General features: G+C 31.9%; 15 protein-coding genes. 4 read left to right on the forward strand and 11 right to left on the reverse strand.

Features of this window, described 5'->3' with window-relative positions; genetic code table 11:
* Window positions 1–150: 150 nt before the first annotated feature.
* The 8 genes from HPY57_12440 to HPY57_12475 form a co-directional block, all read right to left on the reverse strand.
* Window positions 151–927 carry a T9SS type A sorting domain-containing protein gene (locus tag HPY57_12440; protein NPV12586.1) on the reverse strand — a complete coding sequence of 259 codons (777 nt, stop codon included), beginning with the start codon at window positions 925–927 and terminating at the stop codon, window positions 151–153.
* A 25-nt stretch (window positions 928–952) separates the two neighbouring features.
* Entirely contained in the window at window positions 953–1,774 is an 822-nt protein-coding gene (locus tag HPY57_12445) for an Omp28-related outer membrane protein (protein ID NPV12587.1), read from the reverse strand.
* Window positions 1,775–1,785: 11 nt separating this feature from the next.
* Window positions 1,786–3,408, reverse strand: coding sequence for a hypothetical protein (locus HPY57_12450; protein ID NPV12588.1), 1,623 nt, complete (start codon window positions 3,406–3,408; stop codon window positions 1,786–1,788).
* A 22-nt stretch (window positions 3,409–3,430) separates the two neighbouring features.
* Complete coding sequence (locus HPY57_12455) at window positions 3,431–3,913, reverse strand: TlpA family protein disulfide reductase (GenBank protein NPV12589.1); 483 nt, start codon at window positions 3,911–3,913, stop codon at window positions 3,431–3,433.
* 9 nt (window positions 3,914–3,922) lie between these two features.
* The gene (locus HPY57_12460) at window positions 3,923–5,320 is read right to left on the reverse strand and encodes a T9SS type A sorting domain-containing protein (GenBank protein NPV12590.1); all 1,398 of its coding nucleotides are present in this window, start codon (window positions 5,318–5,320) and stop codon (window positions 3,923–3,925) included.
* Window positions 5,321–5,559: 239 nt separating this feature from the next.
* A complete protein-coding gene (locus HPY57_12465; protein ID NPV12591.1) occupies window positions 5,560–6,210 on the reverse strand; it encodes an HAD family hydrolase in 651 nt (216 codons plus the stop codon).
* 16 nt (window positions 6,211–6,226) lie between these two features.
* Window positions 6,227–6,580 carry a TM2 domain-containing protein gene (locus tag HPY57_12470; GenBank protein NPV12592.1) on the reverse strand — a complete coding sequence of 118 codons (354 nt, stop codon included), beginning with the start codon at window positions 6,578–6,580 and terminating at the stop codon, window positions 6,227–6,229.
* Complete coding sequence (locus tag HPY57_12475; GenBank protein NPV12593.1) at window positions 6,573–6,893, reverse strand: DUF2752 domain-containing protein; 321 nt, start codon at window positions 6,891–6,893, stop codon at window positions 6,573–6,575. The genes HPY57_12470 and HPY57_12475 overlap by 8 nt, the downstream gene beginning before the upstream one ends.
* Before the next feature lie 74 nt (window positions 6,894–6,967).
* Between HPY57_12475 and HPY57_12480 the strand changes: the two genes are divergently transcribed.
* The 3 genes from HPY57_12480 to HPY57_12490 all read left to right on the forward strand — a co-directional run bounded on the left by HPY57_12480 (window position 6,968) and on the right by HPY57_12490 (window position 11,733).
* Window positions 6,968–9,079, forward strand: coding sequence for an acetyl-CoA synthetase (locus HPY57_12480; protein NPV12594.1), 2,112 nt, complete (start codon window positions 6,968–6,970; stop codon window positions 9,077–9,079).
* A 141-nt stretch (window positions 9,080–9,220) separates the two neighbouring features.
* Window positions 9,221–10,996 carry a hypothetical protein gene (locus HPY57_12485; protein NPV12595.1) on the forward strand — a complete coding sequence of 592 codons (1,776 nt, stop codon included), beginning with the start codon at window positions 9,221–9,223 and terminating at the stop codon, window positions 10,994–10,996.
* A gap of 62 nt (window positions 10,997–11,058) precedes the next feature.
* A complete protein-coding gene (locus tag HPY57_12490; protein ID NPV12596.1) occupies window positions 11,059–11,733 on the forward strand; it encodes a response regulator transcription factor in 675 nt (224 codons plus the stop codon).
* 38 nt (window positions 11,734–11,771) lie between these two features.
* On the opposite strand, the gene HPY57_12495 is transcribed toward HPY57_12490, so the two are convergent.
* Together HPY57_12495 and HPY57_12500 are read right to left on the reverse strand one after the other, a co-directional pair.
* On the reverse strand, window positions 11,772–12,425 hold the full coding sequence (locus tag HPY57_12495; GenBank protein NPV12597.1) for a hypothetical protein: 654 nt from the start codon (window positions 12,423–12,425) through the stop codon (window positions 11,772–11,774).
* A gap of 84 nt (window positions 12,426–12,509) precedes the next feature.
* Complete coding sequence (locus HPY57_12500; protein ID NPV12598.1) at window positions 12,510–13,649, reverse strand: site-specific DNA-methyltransferase; 1,140 nt, start codon at window positions 13,647–13,649, stop codon at window positions 12,510–12,512.
* A 203-nt stretch (window positions 13,650–13,852) separates the two neighbouring features.
* On the opposite strand from HPY57_12500, the gene HPY57_12505 reads away from it, so the two are divergent.
* Window positions 13,853–15,727 (forward strand): DNA primase, encoded by a 1,875-nt coding sequence (locus tag HPY57_12505; GenBank protein ID NPV12599.1) that lies wholly within the window; start codon window positions 13,853–13,855, stop codon window positions 15,725–15,727.
* Here the strand turns inward: HPY57_12505 and HPY57_12510 are convergent.
* Window positions 15,724–16,425, reverse strand: a complete 702-nt coding sequence (locus tag HPY57_12510; protein NPV12600.1) for a hypothetical protein — start codon at window positions 16,423–16,425, stop codon at window positions 15,724–15,726. The two genes, HPY57_12505 and HPY57_12510, sit on opposite strands and share 4 nt — an antisense overlap.
* Between the last annotated feature and the right edge of the window lie 75 nt (window positions 16,426–16,500).

A 16,500-nucleotide genomic window follows, 5' to 3' on the forward strand; every position in this document is an offset into this window, starting at 1 on the left:
GGTTGAAACTTAAATAAAATGCTGTTAAAGCTTTAATCTCAAATCTGGATTAACTCAAAAAAACAAAATCCCATAAAAATACTCAGAGCTTAAAAAATTGAGCCGTTTGAAAAATTTGACTATATATTTTTAATAAATCTTCCGCTATGATTACTTCAATAAAATCATCTTCCTAATCTCAGAATAATTGCCGCTTTTCAACTGATAGAAATAAACTCCAGATGAAATTGATTTATCATTCAAATCTTCGGTTGAAAATTTAAGCTCATAAGTTCCAGCACTTAAGTTTTCATTAATAAGAGTTGTGATTTCTTTACCATACAAATCAAAAATCTTAAGTGTAGTAAATCCGTCTTTAGGTAAATTAAATTTAATTATTGTAGATGGATTAAAAGGATTGGGATAATTCTGGTAAAGGAAAAACTTATCCGGGTTTAAGTCGATGTCAACAGAGGTTCTTAAAATTCTCAAATTCCAAATTGGGCTCGGCTCACTCCAACCAACACCATTTCTTGCTGTAACCCGCCAATAGTTATATTCAGACATCATATAGGTAAGATTAATTGATATCGTTGTGTCTGATAAAATCGTATCTATTACAGGATTGTTAAAAGTATTGTTGGTTGCATATTCAAATCGATAAGCATCAACATCAGGTTCAGAATGTAACCAGCTAAAAGTAATTACTCCTGGATTAATAATTATAGTATCATTTGGGGGATTCATAAGCTGAACCTGATTAGGGACATTCAAAGGTAAAGTTTTGAAACTCCACACCTCAGACCAATCACTTGAACCATAACTTGCAATTGCTCTCACACGCCAATAATAAATTGTTCCTCTTGAAAGTTTAACTAAAGTTTTGAAAGTATCAACAAGAGTTGAATCAGAGAAAATTTTATTTGTAAAAAGACTATCTGTAGCCACTTCCAATCCATATCGAATTGCCTGATTATTTTTTTGCCCAGTTGAGTGAGATTGTAACTGGTTGATTTAATGATTTATTGGGTGGATGTATTAATTGAGGCGTCGCAACAAAGATGTTTGCCCTTCTTATTGCAGCCTGATAAACTTCTTTTGTATCTCTATTCTGAATAAAAGCAACAATATGTGAATTTTCTAAATTCCAATTTGAATTCCAGCTGAATACTCTTGAAAAAGTTTTTGTCTCATTTGGATTAATTGTAAAAACTTCGCCATTATGATTCGGGTACATTTTTCTCATAACAAAGTTATGTTTTGGATCCCCATTTGGACCTGTATAATTTATATCCGATTCAACTACTGCAACATGCAAAACAAGCGTACCCGAAGGAATCGGATTATTATCTGAAGTAACTTGAATTGTCAAGTTTCCGCCGGTTGCAGCATTAACATTTCCAAGAATTTTAATCTCAAACTGACTTGAAGTTATCATTGAATTTTGCAGAAGAATTATCCATGTAGATGCACTGGAAGAACCATCAGATGTTCCATTAATAATTCCACGAGGGACATAATTTGTGCTGTAGTAATTAGTTCTTCCCGCATTTTCAGTTGTGTTTGCAAGATAGAATGGGTCATTGCCTGGCGAGGGCCACCAAACATGATATTTTATAACAGCGACTCTATCTTTGTTCGAATAATTTTTATACCAGCTATCAAAATATGGATTTTGTGCTGCACAGGGTCCACAGGTTGTGCTCGTAAATATTTCAGCCAATACTGTTCTTTCAAACGCAAAGATATTGGAAACAGTGAGAAACGTAATTAAGAGTAATAGAAATTTCTTCATTTCAATCTCCATCAAATGTTAGTTGTTAATGATAATCTGAATCCATCGAAAGGAAGGACCTGACGACAAATTCCATTAGAGCAAACTGTTCCTCCTCTTTCTTTTCCATAATTAATGATAAGAGTATGATTTGAACCAATCCTGTAACCTCCTTCAAAAACTAGCCAATTCTTTCTATTCTCTAACTCAAATTTATTCGTTGTTAATTCATATCTCAATCCAAGAGAATATTTTGAAAAGAAATTAAATGAAATTGAAAAAAACTGATTGAAAAATTTTTCTGATTGAGGGAATTCAAATATCCACTGAGATTCTGAGATGAATTTTGTGCTTAGATAAACGTTCCACACTTTTTGAATTTCGAGTGGAATTGTAGTTATTCTTGTTGGTTGAATTGGATTGGTGAAATTCATTCTTTCATTAATTGTTTCGCTCCTTCTATTAAAGCCCAGTCGAATGTATGAATCAATTTCATCGGGCAGATAGTATTCAACATCAAAATAAATTTCCCAGAAAGGCGAACGAAGTTTATTTAATGATGGGAAAAGATCACTGCCAACTTTTTTTCTTTCGAATTGAAAAGTTGAAAGGTCAAGTTCATAATCGTAATGTCTTGATGAAAGAGCAATATTTGCATTAAATGTAATTGAACTTGAAGGAGAGAAAAACGCATCGATCTGGAAACCAACTTCATCATTGAAATCAACAACATGAGGTAATCTCTGCGTCAATGTAAAAATATGTTCTTTATGTACAGTTGGAGGATTTTGAAATGGCAAAGCCCTTGTGGGTCTGAAAATATCCGTTCTTCTTGACGGATCAACAATATCAAAACGATAATCTTTATACTCAAATGTAATTCCAAAACCTTCTGTTGAATAAGAAAGTGAAGAATAGAAACCAGAACCTTTCGAAGTATCTTTTCCACTCAGACTTGTTCTTTTAATTGCATAAGATGCGAATAAATCAAAGTCCCACAATTTTGTTTTAAAGAAAAATTCAGGAATGTGTACTTCGATTGTATCCATTCTTGAAATCACAGATGGCAGATAACCTTCCGACCAGGTGAAATTTGCGCCTACCGAGAAATCTTTAATCGGAGTAATTTCAAGTGAAGCCGCGCGGACTTTGTATTTTTCAGAACGCAAATTGCCAAGATAAATGCTCAAAGGTTCATTATAATTTAAATCACCACCAATCATCTGAGCTTTGAGAAAATCATTTTCGTAAGATAGTTTCAATCCGTCAATTCCATTATCAAAAGCTAAATTTCTATTTTCAAATAAATTTATTGAGAGGCCCCTCGCAAAAAGTGTATAAAAATCTCCAGCACGAAGATTTAAACCTGAAGTTCCAAATTCAATAAATCTTTTTCTTAAGCCTATGAAATTAAATCCATATTCTGGAGGATTACTATATTCAAGCCTGAAGCCCACAGTTAATTTTGGAACGAAGATTCTCACATCAGAAAAATTTTCAAAATAGTTTTTCTTAATCCGAGCCTGCCTTTCTCCAAAGAATTCAAATCCGCTGCCAGCTTTAAGATAATTTGAAACTGAAGTGGATATATCTTGAGAGTAGATTGAATGAACAAAAATTAAAAACAACATCAGTGTAAAAATATTTTTAATCAATGTAAACCTCCCGATTGATTAATTATTTCAGAAGGGATTGAATATCTTTTACAATTTCTTTTTCATCTCCAGGAAGGTAACTATTTCTGACTTTGACAACTTTTCCATCTTTATCTATAAGCAGAGAATAAGGCAAACTATTTCCATTTAATTTTTTAAAGACTTCTTGATTCGGGTCAAGTAAAACAGGGAAAGTATACTTCTGCCCGGCAATAAATGACTTAACTTTGGATGTACTTCTCGGGGAATCAATATTTATCGTAATTAAATTAAATTCTTTTTCTCTGAAGTCATCATAAATTTGTTGAATGGCTTTTAATTCAGTACGGCAAGGCACGCACCACATTGCCCAGAAATTAATATAAACAGGCCCTTTCTTTAATAATTCATAAAGTGAAATTTTCTCGCCCGTTATTGTCTCAAGTCTAAAATCAGGTGTTGATTTGGTTTGTGCGTAAAGATTAGAAATTAGAATGAAGATGAAAAACAAATAAAACTTTTTCATACGAACTTCCTACTTTAAATAAATCATTTTTTTTACAATTGAATTGTGATTTGCAATAAGTTGATAGAAAAAAATTCCTGAGGACTGAACATTCTTTAATCCCAGTTGAGAGAAATCAAATTCAAACTGGTAATTCCCGGCTTTCTGAAATCCAAAATCTTTTTCAAAAACGCTTTGACCCAGAGAATTGTAGATTATAATTTTTGTAAATGAATCGACGGGAAGTTGATAAGAAATTTTTGTAACCGAGTTAAAAGGATTTGGAAAATTCTGATGCAAAACAAATTCTTTTGATTGAAATATTTTGTCATCAATCGATGTTGTAATTGTGGTAAAATACCATATTTCTGAATCATCACTTGAGCCTGCAAGATTATTTGCAACAACTTTCCAGAAATATTTTTTGTTATTCTCAAGATTAGATGCAATGAAAAATGTATCAGTTAAAGTTTCATTAATTACAAGACTAATAAAATTCGAATCTTCGCTGACAAATAAAGTGTAGTTTTCAGCTTCAGGGGAAGAAAACCAATTAAACTCTACAGGAATCGAAATCCCAACTGCTCCTTTTGGCGGTGAGTTCAAGTTTGGAGGCGATGGTGGATTCTGTTTCGTTGTAAAATTCCACACTGACGAAAACTCACTCCAGCCTGCATTGTTTTTTGCCCGTACTCTCCAGAAATATTTTGTCTTACTTTGAAGTTGTACTTCTTTTGAATTGTTTGTGATTGTTGAGTCATTAAAGACAATCAGATTAAAAACCGAATCCTTAGCAACCTGCAAATGATAATTAGTTGCACCGCTAACCTGCGACCAATTTAATGTTAATCTTAAATCAACATTAATTGATCCGTTGGCAGGTGAAATTAAATATGGCTGTGAAGGAGGAAGATTGCCGGTCAAATTATAAGTAATGATCATTTTTAATTTGTTTAAAACACCTGGATTGGAAACTACAAGACTATCCTTTCCATTCATTGATTTATTTACAACTACTCCGCCAAAAAAATCCTGAAGTAATCCGGTTATTCCAGAAGGCAGATTCCAACTGATAGTAATTGTAGTTCCACTTCCAACCTGATATCTTACTTCATGAATTTGCTGCCCCTGATAATTTATTGAACCCTGTCTGTAATCTTTCAAAACACCTTCACCGAGTTCAGGAATGTTAATATCATAACCGACAAACCTTGCATCAAAAATTCCCGAAGGTGGAAGAGGCGGTTGTTCCATTTCATCCAGATGAGTATCAATTCCATTAGTAGCTGTTGGATCTAATCCAAAGTAGAGAGTTTTTGACCTTAAACCGTCTGAAACATTAATGGGGATATTAACTTGCGGAACTATTTGAGCAAAAATATTTCCCGCAAAAAAATAAATTGAAGCTATGATTAAGATTCTTCTCATTTCACCTGTCTTTTTATTTTTTTAAAGATAAAGTTTTTGGTGGATAAATTCTTAATTAAAATTCCAATGAAAATGTGAAATGAAATTCCTTCTAGCGATTGGAACTCAAACATTTAATTCAGCTCCAGTAAAAAACTAAAAGCCAACTACAAATGAATTGTTTTGAAGACCAGTCACCTCAAGATTTTTAAATAATAATCTACGAATAAAAATTTCTTAATAATTCTTAATCTATGAGTTCAAAATCTCGAACTGAATTTTTTCAAGTCTTTTAAGTTATCAATAACTTCAACTCCGCATTTCTCAAGTTCAATCTTTGACTGATGACCTGATGAAAGTAAAATACAACGACAACCGAGTTCAATGGAAACTTCAAAATCGTGAACTGTATCTCCAATCAGTAAAATTTCATCAGGTTTTGCATCAATTTTATTCAACAATTTCTTTCCGAGATCAATTTTACTTTCTGCATAAATGTTATCCAATCCATCTATATTTTTAAAGAATTTTTTCAATCCAAATCTCTCTACAATTTCAAAAAGAGTATGCTCAGAGTAAGCAGAAAGAATTGATTGCTCAAGTCCTCTGTTATGGAAATATTGAACTATTTCTTCTGCACCATCGGCAAGTTTTGCTTGATATTTTTTCTGTTCATAGCGATCCATCCACTCTTTACCAATTTTAGTGAAGTCTAATTTTTCCAGATCAAATCCAGCTCTTCTATAATATTCAATTACAGGAAAAGTAAAAATATCTTTGTATCGACTTTTTGAAATTCTTTGATAATTATATTTTTCAAGCAGCCAATTTATATTTTCAACACAAAGATCAACATCATCAAAAAGGGTTCCATTCCAGTCCCAGATGATATGTTTGATTCTAAATGTCATAAATCAAACTCCGGAACTACATACCCCTTTTAATAATTGTTGCAACTTCCCTTGCAACATTTGAATTGTATTCAAATGCAAGTTTTCTATGATTTATTAAATCTATAATTGTACCAATGAAGCAAAGCCCAGCTGTCAAAAGATAAAGAATTCCCATTCCAATTTGATTAAGCAAGAATCGATGAATGCCCGAAATACCAAGAAATCCAACCAATGCGGTCAACAAAATTAAAGTTGGATCTTTTCTTCTATTGCGATAAATAACCGCAAATTGTGCGAGTTGTTGTTCATCGAAATCATTTGTTAATCTTTGAACAAACATTAACTCTTCCCCTTCGAGCTCAGGAAGATAGGTGAATATGTTAGGCATAATGTTCTCTCCTTAGTTTTATTATTAGTTGAATTATTCTAAAAATAATTATAATTAGTGCAAAAAGTCCTAATGGATGAACCTGGAAAGATTCTAAAATTCTAAAATGAAAGATCATCGAAATCGATCTCCCAAGTCCGCATCCTGGACAAAATTGAAAACCCATATTTGTTAATGGACAAACTGAAAAGTGATTTTGTTCAGGAATTATAAATGCTAAATAGAACAAACCGCCGAGCCAGAAAACTAATTCAAGATTTTTAAAGATGAATAAAACAATTTTTTTGAGTTGAATGAATATTGATTTTTGCATTTTCATTTTGTTTGACGAATAAAACATACAAAGGTTATATTCACATTGCAAAATACAAAGTAAAGAGGAATAATATGACAGCTGAAACTCTTTCCAATTTCTTCTATCCAAAAAACATTTTGCTTGTGGGTGCATCTTCTAAACCAAAATCAATTGGATACGAAATTTTGAGATCAATTATCAATTTTGGATATGGTGGGAAAATTTTTGTCGTTAATCCAAAAACTGATGAAATCTTAGGAATTAAATGCAACAAAACTATTGATGAAATTGAAGACCAGATTTCTCTTGCGATAATTCTTGTCCCCAAAAATCTCGTTTTCGATAGTTTAAAATCCTGTGCATCAAAACAAATTAAGAATGTTGTAATCATCACAGCTGGATTCCGTGAAGTTGGAAACGAAGGAGCTGAACTTGAAGAACAAATTACTGAATTTGCAAAAGCCAACGGGATTAGACTGATTGGTCCAAATTGTATGGGTTTAATAAATACCGATGCTGATGTTAGACTAAATGCAACCTTTGCAGCCGAAGTCCCACATTATTCACCTGTTTCATTTCTCTCACAGAGCGGCGCACTGGCTGCAGCTGTCCTAAACACAATTTCTCTGACAGGATACTCTTTTGGTCAATTTGCAAGCATCGGTAACAAAGCCGATGTCAACGAAAATGATTTGCTCGAATTCTGGTGGAAAGACGAAAAGACAAAAGTTATTACAATGTATCTTGAGTCATTTGAAGATGGAAGAAAATTTTTTGATCTCGCAAACAAAGTAACAAAACAAAAACCTGTTATTGTCCTAAAAGCAGCAAGAACAAAATCCGGGTCATCTGCAGCATCATCTCATACTGGTGCAATTGCAACTCAAGATGATATTGTAAACGCCGCATTAAAACAAAGTGGATGTATTCGTGTGGATACAATTGAAGAAATGTTTGAGACAGCAAATGCATTCCTGAAATTAAAGAACGTTTCTGGTAAAAGAGTAGCTGTTCTTACAAATGCCGGTGGACCTGCAATTTTATGTGTGGATGAAATTGAAAAGCAGGGACTTGAAGTTTCACAATTAACAGATCAAACCAAAAATAAATTAAGAGAAATTCTCCATCCTGAAGCAAGTATCAAAAATCCTGTTGATATGCTGCCAGGTGCCGATGCAAATACTTATCGTCTTGCTTCGAAAATTTTAACAGATGATGAAAATGTAGATGCATTAATTGCAATCTTTGTTGAGCCTGTGATGATCGATTCTTTTGAAGTAATCTATCAATTAGCGGAAGAACAAAAACTGAATTCAAAACCTATATTCATCGTGAACTTTCCACTTCCACATTTCTGGGAGAAATGGAAAGAAAACGGAATTAAAGAAGCTCTCATAATCAAATCAGTTGAGCTTGCTCCATTAATTATAAAAAATTTCTATGATTACTATGAAAAAAGAAAAATCCAGAAAGAGGCAGCAAATTATTTGGATGAAAATTCCAGAGATGCAATTAAAAAAGTAATTATGAATGCAAAAAGTAAAATAGTTGAACCTTCATTTCTGACTTCCAAAGAAAGTCATAAAATTTTAAAGACCTTGAAACTGCCAATTGCGAAAAGCAAATACTTCAAATCCAGAAAAGAATTAATTGAAATTTCTAAAAACTTTGATTATCCCTGTGCCCTTAAAATTTCGAGCAGAAAATTTACTCACAAATCTGATATTGGTGGTGTAGTCTTAAACATAAAAGATAAAAAAACATTATTGAAAGCCTTTGATGATTTGAAATCAAATCTTGAAAAAAGAAAATTAATCGATGCAATTGATGAATTTGAAGTTCAAGAATTTTTTGAGGGAAATATCGAAGTAATAATCGGTGGTTACAGAGATAAATCTTTTGGTCCCGTTGTACTTTTTGGTGCTGGTGGAAAACTCGTAGAAGTAATTAAGGACAAAAATCTTGCTTTGGCTCCATTATCAAAAAATGATGCAATGAAACTAATTGAAAGCTCCAAAATTTATCCATTGCTTAAAGGATTTAGAGACATCGAAGAAACAAATCTCGATCTCTTAATCGAGCTTCTTTGTAAAGTTTCACAATTAATTTCTGAGTTTGATGAGATTTCAGAAATTGACCTTAATCCGGTGATGATCAAAGTTAAAACAATCAAGATTGTTGACTATCGAATTAAAATTGCCTAATGCAAAAATTTATTTGTTAAATCAAATTTGAAATTTATTCTCTTAGTTTATAATTTATTTTTAGAATGTGAAGGTTGCTTATGAGATTTGACTGGTTGTTCCCTCGGCCTCCTTCATAATTTTCAACTAAAATTTATTTTTATGTTTACATTTAGATTATCATTTATTATAATAATTTTAGTTTGCTCGCTTGCTGCTCAGGATCTGAAATCAATTATAGATTCAGTAAACAAATTACCCGCCACAGAATATCTTGCCAATCTTTATAAATCAAAATCAATCTTTGAAGAAAACCTGGTGAGAGCAAAATCTATCGGTTACAAATCTGGCGAGGCAAAAGCATTAAATATTCTTGCAATAATCTATTACCTGATGGGTAATTACGAAAAATCCACAGAATTTAACATACAATCATTAAAAATTTTTGAGGAAATCAAAGAGTACGAAGAACTGGCTAATGCATACGGTGAATATGGTTATCAGATGAAAAGACGAGAACTTGCAAAAGCTCACCAATATATGTTAAAAGGAATACAAATAGCTGAAAAATATAAACTTAGCAAACCAACACTGGCCAAGCTTTATGATAACTTTGGTGTATTAAAAGAAATGGAAGGTAAAGTTGATAGTGCTTTATTACTTTATAATAAAGCTCTAAAACTTAAGTATGATTTGTATGATTCAATTGGTATTCCATTTAGTCTTAACAAAATTGCAAATGCAAAAGCACTTCAGGGAAAGTTTAAAGAAGCTTATACCATCTTAAACCAATCTGATAAATTCAGAGCAAAAGAAAAAAATGATTTTGGCAAAGCGGATAATCTGGCTTATTACGGCGATTTTTTCACAATGGAAGGAAAAATTGATTCAGCGATTAAATATTATCAAAGTTCTCTTGATCTATCTCTTAAAAATGGATATACATTCCTGATTGAATATTGTTATAGACAGCTTTCTGATCTTTATGAGAAAAAATCTGATTTCAAAAATGCTTTTATTAATTTCAAAAAATACTCTGCTTATAAAGACAGCATTACCAATTTATCAACCAATCAAAGAATTGCTGAACTTGAACTTGCATTCGAAACAAGCGAAAAAGACAAATTAATTGCCCAGCAACAACTTCAGCTCAAACAAAGAGCAATTTTATTTATCTCGGTTGGAACAACTTTGTTGTTCATAGTACTTGCAATGGTTGGTCTGTATACTTATCAGATTCAAAAAAGAAAAGCTATTGCAAAAGAAATGGATTTGGTAAAACAACTCTCATTGGAAGAAGCAAACAAAAAAGTTATTGAAGAAAAATTGAGAATTTCAAGAGAATTGCATGATAATACTGGTTCACAACTGACATTTATAATTAGCGCATTGGATAATTTAAAATACTCAATAAGTGATGAGTCATTGCTTGAAAAGATAAACAATATTAACAACTTCACCCGCTCATCTCTTAACGAATTGAGAAATACAATTTGGGCAATGAAACATGAAACTGGAAATTTGTCTGATTTGATTTTAAAGATTAGAGATTATTTGAACAGGATTAAACCGAGTATTGCAAATCTAAACCTTAATGTCATAAATAATACTCAAAAAGAATATCGTCTCAATTCAGCACAACTCTTAAATCTCTTCAGAATTTTTCAGGAATGCTTGCAAAATATAATTAAACACGCCAACGCTACCGAAGCTCAGATTATATTCAATGATTCTAAAGATGGATTTACCATGCAAATTTGTGATAATGGAATAGGTATAGAAAACTCATTAAGTCTCGAAAGTTCAGGTTTAGATTCTCTAAAAATCCGTGCCGAAGAATCAAAAGGGAAAATGTATATCGAGAAAAATCAAACCAATGATGTCTCGTGCGGAACAAAACTCATTTTTGAAATTCAAGCTGAAGTTTCGGGCAATTAGGCATTTGACGTATTTATCTATTCTTTTCAATCATTATTTTTAAGTGAGAATTTTATCAGGATATGAAAATCAAAATTGCAATAACCGAGGACAATAAAATAATTGCTCAATCATTTGTAGAAAAATTATCTCTTTTTTCGACTGAACTGGAAATTAAATTTATTGCAAAAAATGGAGTTGAACTGCTCAATAAACTAAAATCAAACCGGGATATAGATGTAATTTTGATGGATATTGAAATGCCTGAAATGGATGGAATTCAAGCAACTTATGAAGTGAAAAATCTTTATCCACAAATCAAAATTCTAATTCTAACAGTTTTTGATGATGATGATAAAATTTTCAAAGCAATTCAGAATGGAGCATCTGGTTATCTCTTAAAAGAAGAAAGTCCAGAAGCAATTTTTAATTCCATTAAAATTATTATGGAAGGTGGAGCTACTATGTCTCCATCAATTGCATCGAAGATTTTAAGTATAATGAGAAAAGCTGAAATTAAATCTGAAGAGGATAAAAGTAACGAAAAAATCAAAACTGAAACTTTTGATCTTTCTCAGAGAGAAATAGAGGTTCTTGAAAAATTGAAGCAAGGCAAAGATTATAAAAAGATCGCTGATGAACTTTTTATTTCGCCCTCAACTGTCAGGAAACATCTCGAAAACATTTATTTAAAATTACATGTTCACAACAAAATGCAAGCCGTTCAAAAAGCAATGGAACATAAAATCATTAAATAATCTCCTGCAATTTCTGACTTCAATTCACCGTTTCTTTATCAATCTTCAAAATCAAGCAAACTTAATTCTGGTAACCCTTCAAATAATTCATTTAACGAAAAATGATAATTTACAACAACACCCTTGTGCTCACCATTAACCACATCTCCTTTACCCGATGCTCGTCTAAATCTTCTTGAACTATTCTTATCATTTAATCTTATTTTTCTTAAAAAGTCAATTTCCTGCGAAAAATATCTTCTACTTGTCTGATTAGGACCATTTATGCAGGGACGTTTCATCAAACACCAAACAACGAAGATCGGTTTTTGTTCTTTGTCTTTAATCTCAAAATATCTTTCAAGATCGCTTAAATTTAATGCGACTGTTTCGCTTGGAATTAAACCCGAGTGAGGCAGTTGTTTTTGAATGGACATAAATGCTCGCTGTTGAACTTTAACTTCGATGAAGAGCAAAGTTTCTTCAGATGCGTTTTTCTTTTTTATTTCTAAATCTGGGTAGCCTTTATCAAATGTTTTTACAGCGATTAAATTCTTATAGGTGGAATTAATTAGATTAATAATTTCTTTTTCTACAGCTTCTGAGAAATTTGAATCATGTTCAAATATATATTCATCCTTAGATTTTCCATCACATCTTGTTTCGCAGACATTGCAATCAAATTTATAAGGACCAAGTTTTACATAAGGCATAAATTTTTACAAATGAATTCAAAATTAATGAGCTATCATTATTGGTTTAATTTCAAGTCAGAACAAAGTCCGATGCTTTAAAAACTATTCTTCACTAAAATCACTCAAAAAAAGAGATTCTTCGGATAAATTAGAAGAGCTTAAAAATTTCTTTGCATATTCTTCTCTCAGATTATCAATACTGACTAATTTACCGTTTCTCTTAACAAACCAGAATGTCCAGCCGTTATTTCGCTCTCTGTTCAAAATCTTTGCGCTTATTTTATGAATTGAACCTGCTTCATCTTCGTAATTTAGAGAAGCATCTGCCATTACTTGAGCTTTGTATTTTTCATCGCTTGAATATAAAAACTCTCCAATTTCGATTAAGCCTTTTTCAATCAAACTTCCAAATGAAACTTTTGGTTTTTTTCTTTCAACTTTGTACTCAAGAAATTTTTTATCAATTGGTTTTACTTTTTTCAATCTCTCGTTCGAGACTTTGATATAAAAATCTTCTTTTTCAAAACCGATGAAGTTTCTTCCAAGTCGTTTCGCAACTGCAGCAGTCGTTCCACTTCCTGAAAAAGGATCTAAAACAACATCCTCTGGATTTGATGTGGAAAGAATTATTCTATAAAGGAGTTCTTCCGGTTTCTGAGTTGAATGAGCTTTCTGACCATTTACTTTAATTCTTTCACTACCCTGACAGATTGGGATGTACCAATCACTTCTCATTTGTAAATCGTCATTCATTACTTTCATTGAATGATAGTGAAATGTGTATCTGGAGTTTTTTGACTTAGTTGCCCAGATCAAAGTTTCGTGAGCATTGTTAAAACGCGTTCCTTTAAAATTTGGCATTGGATTATTTTTAATCCAGATAATGTCGTTTAAAATCCAGTAACCTAAATTTTGCATTATCGCACCGACCCGGAAGATATTGTGATAAGTTCCTATAACCCAGATGCTTCCAGTTTGCTTTAATATTCTTTTACACTCGCTTAACCATTTCTTTGTAAAATTATCATAATCTTCAAATGTATTAAATTTGTCCCATTCATCATCAACTGGATCAACTTTAGATTGGTCTGGTCGATAAAGTTCATTATTTAGTTGAAGATTATACGGCGGATCTGCAAAAATTAAATCGATTGACTCGTCGGGAATTTTTTTAAGCAATTCGATACAATCGCCTTGATAAATTTTGTTAAGTTCAAAATCGCCAATTTTACTTATGCTCATTTTTCAATAAGAATTTATTCGTATCTAACCTCTCGTAATAATATAAAAATTTAAGATAAATAAAATCGTTTCGTTGAAAAAAATTGCTTATTTGTTCCTTACAATCTCAAATCCATTTGTTAGTAAATATTAAAATCTAAATTTCCAAATTGCATAGAAATCCATACTTTGGAATGAACAAGCCAAATAATTAATTTATTCATATGAAGATATCAGATAAATCAATAAAAGAAGTTTTACTGCGAGCCGACATTTTAACTGTAGTTGGAAACTATGTGACATTAAAACCTGTTGGTCGAAACTATGTTGCGCTCTGCCCGTTTCATAAAGAGAAGAATCCATCTTTTACAGTCTCACCACAAAAACAGTTATTTCATTGCTTCGGATGCAAAGCTGGTGGAACTGTTGTTGACTTCTTAATGAAAATTGAAAATTATAGTTTCCCTGAAGCGATTGAACATTTAGCTAAATTATTCGGGATCAAAATTGAATACGAAGGTACTTCTTCTTTCCAACAAGACGAAGAAATTAATAAACTCTATGAATATTCACTTATCGCATCTGAATATTTTGTGGATAAACTTTTCAATACAAATGAAGGGAAAAATGCACTCAAGTACCTCAAGAGCAGAGGAATTCATGAATCCACAATTAAAAATTTTAGATTGGGATATGCATTAAGTGCCTGGGATGGATTTGTGAATTTTATTCGTTCAAATAATTATGACTTCGAAATTTTTGAAAAGCTTGGGATTATAATAAAAAAAGAAAATGGTGAATATTATGACAGATTCCGAGGAAGAATTATCTTTCCAGTATTTTCCGTTACTGGCCGTGTAATTGCTTTCGGCGGCAGAATAATCATAGACGATAAAGATCAACCTAAATACTTAAACTCGCCTGAATCAAAAATCTACACAAAAGGAAAAACTCTCTTTGGACTTTATCAGACTAAAGATGAAATAAGAAAAAGTCAGGCAGCAATTCTTGTTGAAGGTTATATGGATTTTCTTTCACTTTATCAGAGCGGGATTAAAAATGTTGTAGCTTCTGCCGGCACAGCCCTTACAATGGATCAAATTATTCTTCTTTCAAGGACATCGTCGAATTTGTATCTGGTTTTTGACGGAGATGATGCTGGACAAAAAGCTGCGATTCGTGCAATTGAGCTTTTACTCCAAACAGATGTTAATTTCAAAATTGTTGCTTTGCCTGAAAAAGAAGATCCTGATTCTTTTATTAAAAACTATGGAGTTGATGAATTTAGAAAGTTAATTGAAAATGGAGAAAATTATATCAACTACATTTACAAACTGGCAGAAAGAAACAATGCGTTAAGTGATATAAATTCAAAATTAAAAGTTGTCGACAGCTTAATAGAATTCACTGCCAAAGTTAAAGACCCGGTCAGACGTGAACTGCTCGGAAGAGAAATTGCCTCAAAATTTAAATTGACCAGCAACTCGGTTCTTCAAAAATTGGATCGAGTTGTTAAAAATTACAAGAAAACAGAACAAAGACAGGAAGAACTAAATCTAGAAATTGAAACACGCAAAAAAGACTCAACCAAATATCCTGAACTTTCGCCTGCTGAACGGGGAATGCTCAAATTAATCTGTGAAGTCGAATACATTTATCTTGAACCAATTTTCTCAAACCTCAACGAAAATGATTTTATCAATCCACTCGCTGGAGAAATCTTCAAAGTCTTGAAAAATTATTATTTGGATTCAACAGCAGGAGAAAAGATAAACAGTCTTTTAATTCTTGGTCAACTCGAGCGTGAAGAACTGAAAAGTCTCTTTGCCGATGCTCTGACTGAAAGATACAAAGTAAGTGAAGGTTGGGAGGATATTGTACAGAATAATATCTCGGATAATTACATTGAAAAAACTATAACTGATTATATAAAAAAATTAAAAGAACTCTCACTCACCAAAAGAATTGAAGAATTAATGCAAAAAGCTAATTCTACAATTGATTATAATGAAATGTCTCAAATACTTAAAGAAGTTGATAAGTTGATAAAAGAAAAAAAGTTTTATCAGGAAAGCTTTGAGGTGAAATTAATTCACTAATTTTTTATTTCTGCTTTCAAAAAAGAATACAAATAATTCATTCCAATTAATAAACATCCACCTGTAAAAAGCACCCAATTAAATTTCTGCGGTACATAGTTCTGAATTACATCCCAGAATTTTTGCTTTTCTGTAATGTTTGAAAGCTCGGTCCAGAAATTATGTTCAGTAAATAAATTGAGATAGTCATAAATAAAAGTATAAATGATTATCAACACCCCAGCAGAAATTAAAATCAGTTGCATAGAAGAAAATTTTATTTGATAATTTTTCTCACTCAAATAAACATAAATCAGCGCAATCATAATCATCCCAATTGAGCAAATGACAGGTGCTAAAACTGGTCCAATCCATGTAATTGGGATTAAAAACAAGACATCCCATTCAAGAATTGTTTGGGGCCAGTTCAAAAAAAGTTTTAGAGCTACATAGTAAAAAATATCCCACACACCAAAAGTAAAAATGAAAAACGAAAATCTTTCACCTTTTGTTTTTCCTAATATCCAGCCAATTGTTGTAAGCATTATAATAGTGCAGAATTCTCTAACAATTTCGATCCTGAGCATTTGAGGATCTAAAAATGTCAGCGGAAATCTGAAACCATCAGGATAATATATTGCCCTTAAGTACACAACGACTATTGCTTCAAGAAATCCAAACGAAACTCCAAAAATTGATGCTGGAATAAATCGTTTCATAATCATATTAAAATTAAAATGTTAAGAATATCAAATCAAGAAAGCTCGATTAATCACAGTTAATCGCAGTATTTA

Source organism: Ignavibacteria bacterium, assembly GCA_013177855.1.
GTDB lineage: Bacteria > Bacteroidota > Ignavibacteria > Ch128b > Ch128b > Ch128b.